We start from the raw sequence: 4448 nt of genomic DNA on the forward strand, positions 1-4448 counted from the left end.
TTTTATAATAATGAAGTTCTCTCACTTAACTCTTCATTATTTAAAATATCATAGGTACTCCGACATTCAACACATCCATTTAAATGATTACTAATATAATTCATCACATCTTTATCACAAATTCCCTGCAAATACATTGGCATTAATTCTCTTACTATTTTACATTCTTTTCTCATTTCCCCTTATCTTCTCCTTTACCCATTTACCCATTTACCCTATTTTTGTTTTGACAAAAAAACTTTTTCAAAGAACTGCTATTACACATTTCTAAGAAAAAGCTCTATACTTTTTAATTAAAATATAAAATTGATAATGTTAAAACTGATATCATTCCAACTATCATTGGTACTGATGTTCTTTTTACTATATTCATAGGACTTGTTCCCGTAAGAGAACTTACTATTATAACTGCTGCTGCAACTGGTGATACAGATCTTATAAGATTTGCCATCATCTGCATTGGAAGTGAAATCATCATTCCATTAATTCCAACACCTATTGCTAAGGCTGGTATAAGTTCAATTGCTGCATAAAACACCGCTAGTCCACTTCCACTAATAAATCCAATTACTGCTGTAATTCCTGCAAAAGCAAATACTAAAAGAATCCCTGCTCCATGAATATTTTGTACTGATTCCATTAGCATATTTATTATTCCAAGAGATTTTAACCCTTCAACTAATGTACTTGCTGCAACTAAAAGTACCACTACCATAGAAAGTCCATTTCCCATTCCTTTAAAGAAATCATTTATATTATTTGATACCTTAACAAAATCTTTCTTACGTAGAACTTCAATAAATACTGCTATCATTAATGACATTATTGTAATTGGTACTAACCCTATTTCAGTCTTTAAAACTAAATTAAAAAATAAAACTAATATTAAAGGTAATATTGGTAATATTGCATAATATTTTGGTGGTAAGTTTTCATTTAATTTAGCTAACTTTTCTTTTTTTATAGTTCCTACATTTTTTTCTTTTTTATCTAAATGTTTTTGCCAGAAATAATGTGCTATTGCCATTAAAATTATTGATGGAATTGATATTTTAGCATGAGCTACAACATAATCCATTAATGGTACATTAAATGCTTCCGCTGCTAGTACATTATCTGCTCCAAGAGGAGTTGGCATTATAGTGGCACCTGTTGTTATAACAGCTCCTGCTGCAAGTGGTGATACTCCAACTCTTGTTAGCACTGGAAATAAAGTTGCCATTAATAATACTGCAAGACTTGCTGCACTTGGTACTACTAAAGATAAACAATTTCCAAGTAAGAATATTATTGGAATCAGTATGTATTTTGATTTTACTCTATCTAGTGGTTTTGCCATTAAATTTACTGTAACTTCATTTGCTCCAATATTATTCATGTATGTTGAAAACCCAAATAACATCATTATGATTAGTCCAACATTCCCCATATTTTTAACGAAAATCAATTCAATTTTCTTAAATGGATCAAGCCATAATATTCCCGTTGTTTCTTCTGGTGATAAAACTTGTTTTCCTAATAGGACTGTTGCAAAAAGTAAAATCATTCCCCCAATTAATAATACTACTGTTGCATTATACCTTTTACTAATAAAGTACCCAATACCTAAAAGAACTGCTACTGCTATAATAATTTCTACCATTTCTCTTCCCCTTTATTCCTTTTATATTTAAAGCTCTATATTTCTAAATAAATTTAACATCCATTTTCTAAACTCTTGAACATTTATGCTTGTACAGAATCTTACATTTTTATCCTTTTTATATAAATCCTTTAAATCTACTACCATAAATCCTGCTGTATATTTCCCATCAGTTTCTACATCTACAAAAACTTTTTCTGATTCAAAAAGTTCTGGCTTTGTTAAATATGCAATAGTTGTTAAATCATGCATTTTTAATCCACCTTTTTGTACACTTCCACCTCTATAATGATTAAACATTCCATAGAACATAGCTCCAACTTTATTCATATCTCTTAATTCATTTATAGTTTCTAAATCTAATGTTGCATTCATAGTTACATCTAATGGAAGAATTGTTATTTTAACACCTGAATCCAAGACAATTTTAGCAGCTTCTGGATCTGCATAAATATTAAACTCTGCAGCTGGCGTATCATTCCCCCTGCCACTAGAACCACCCATCATAACTATCTCTTCAATCTTCTCCTTACACTCAGGATAACAACTTAAAAATAAGGCAATATTAGTTAATGGACCTATTGGTACAATAGTAATTTTTTCATTACTTTCTAATAATACTTCTCTTATTTTATCAACTGCATTTTTAGTACAATACTTTCTATCACTACTTTTAAACTCGAATCCATCCATTCCTGAATCACCATGAATATGACTTGCATCTCTAGGTGTTCTAAGTAATGGCTTTGAAGCGCCTTTTGCTACTTCAATATCTTTTTCAAAGAAATCCATAAGTCTTAGTGCATTGTTAGTTGTCTTATCTACAGAGACATTCCCTGCAACTGTAGAGATTAATTCTACTTTTAAGCTTGGACTAAAAATTGCCGCAGCTATAGCTACTGCATCATCAATTCCTGGGTCTGTGTCAATTATTATTTTTCTCATACCTTAAAACCTCTCTTTATATATATTTATTTATAATATTTTTTAACCTCTTCTAGACTAGGCATTCCACCTTGTGCTCCAAACTTTGTTACTGAAATAGATGCTGCACGGCTTGAAAGCCTTATTGACTCTTTCAACTCCATCACTTCCCCTATGCAATATGCAAATACACCATTAAATGTATCCCCAGCACCTGTAGTATCAATTGCATTAACCTTCATTGCTTCAACTGTTATTATTTCATCATTTTCTATAAAAGATACTCCACTACTTCCTCTTGTAACTATTAACCTAGTTTTATGATTTTTTTGCCAATCTATCATTTCTTTTTCTAAGGTTTCATCATCTTTTAATTCTTTACCACATATAATTTCAAATTCTGTTTCATTTGGTGTTATATAATCTATATTTTTTAATATTTCTTCACTTATCTTTTTAGCTGGTGCTGGATTAACTATTGTTTTTACTCTATTTTCTTTTGCAATTTCTAAACTTTTTTCTATAGTTTCCATTGGAATTTCAAATTGAGTAAGAACTACATCACTATTTTTTATTTTCTCTTTATTTTTTTCTATTAGCTCTATATTACATTCTTCATTAGCACCTTTTATAATTACTATTGAATTATCTTCTTTAGTTTTTAATATTGTAGCTAATCCTGTAGCACTTTTCTCTGTTATCTTCAATCCATCTATATTTATATTTTCATTTATCATATTCTCTTTTATTTTTAATCCAAAACTATCATTTCCTACTACACCTATAAAATCTACAGTTGCTCCAATTCTACTTCCTGCAACTCCTTGATTTGCACCTTTTCCTCCAAATAAATAACTTATATTATTTCCTTCTATAGTTTGCCCTACTTTAGGTGCATTCTCTATTTCAAGAACTAAATCCATATTTAAACTTCCTATAACAGTTATTTTACTCACTTTTCTCTCTCCTCTTTAATTACTTTAGTATATCTAAGTATCTTCTTCCGAACTTTAATTTACTTTTCATTAATTTTGTTCATGTTTTATTCTTATTTTTACATTATCATTCACGCTTCCTTGTGTCAATATTTTTAGCAAATTCTGTCGATTTTTTAATAAAGTAAAAATAAGGTAGCAAGAATTTTTTTCTTACTACCTTACTCTTTATACTTCTAGAAAGCTTTTATCTTTTCTTTTTGTTAAATATGCTGCAAATACTATTAATGCCATGCTTAATAAAAGTACCATAATAATATATCTCCATTGACCTACAAAACTTTGTCCATTTTGAATATTTGTTATCATATCCATTATCCATCTTGTTGGTAAGAATTTTGATATTGTATCCATTACTTTTGGGAATATGCTAACTGGTATAAAGCATCCTCCAACCATAACTAAAGCTAAAATTATAATATTACTTAATATCCCTGCCTCTTGTGCATCCTTTGTAAGTGACACACATACGGTTCCTACTGAAACTGCTATAAGCCCTGCAAGTATTAAAATTATACTTATAACAGGAATACTCATTCCAAAGTTTAAGTTTGCTATATATTTTACTACTAAAACTGACACTACTACTTGAATACTTACTCCAATTAAACTTGCAATGATATTTGCTCCGTAATATTGCCAAGGTTTTATATTTGATATAAATACTCTTGTAAATACTTTTTCTTCTTTATCTTCGTTTATTCTTTCAGCTCCTGACATAGCTCTAAAGAAAATAAACATTATTAAAAATCCTATAAATATTGATGCTTTTCCATAATCTAATCCTAAATTTGCTACATCTTTTCTATTTACAGTTACATTTCCTTTTTCATAGGTATTAAGTAAACTATTAAACTTTTGGATATCTCCCTTTGAAATACTTCCAA

Annotated in this window: 5 protein-coding genes; all 5 read right to left on the minus strand. The window is 29.2% G+C overall.

What is annotated here, in order from left to right:
• Positions 1-2: 2 nt before the first annotated feature.
• Positions 3-176 carry a zf-HC2 domain-containing protein gene (locus ACRDDY_RS18905; protein ID WP_438566460.1) on the minus strand — a complete coding sequence of 58 codons (174 nt, stop codon included), beginning with the start codon at positions 174-176 and terminating at the stop codon, positions 3-5.
• A gap of 113 nt (positions 177-289) precedes the next feature.
• Positions 290-1642, minus strand: a complete 1353-nt coding sequence (dcuC, locus tag ACRDDY_RS18910; RefSeq protein ID WP_438566461.1) for a C4-dicarboxylate transporter DcuC — start codon at positions 1640-1642, stop codon at positions 290-292.
• Positions 1643-1669: 27 nt separating this feature from the next.
• The gene (gene rihC / locus ACRDDY_RS18915; RefSeq protein WP_438566462.1) at positions 1670-2587 is read right to left on the minus strand and encodes a ribonucleoside hydrolase RihC; all 918 of its coding nucleotides are present in this window, start codon (positions 2585-2587) and stop codon (positions 1670-1672) included.
• 26 nt (positions 2588-2613) lie between these two features.
• Positions 2614-3522 (minus strand): ribokinase, encoded by a 909-nt coding sequence (rbsK, locus tag ACRDDY_RS18920; protein ID WP_438566463.1) that lies wholly within the window; start codon positions 3520-3522, stop codon positions 2614-2616.
• A 207-nt stretch (positions 3523-3729) separates the two neighbouring features.
• On the minus strand, positions 3730-4448 hold a 719-nt coding region (locus ACRDDY_RS18925; protein WP_438566464.1), incomplete at its 5' end, for an ABC transporter permease.

The sequence above is a fragment of the Clostridium sp. genome, from assembly GCF_051656525.1.
Lineage (GTDB): Bacteria > Bacillota > Clostridia > Clostridiales > Clostridiaceae > Clostridium.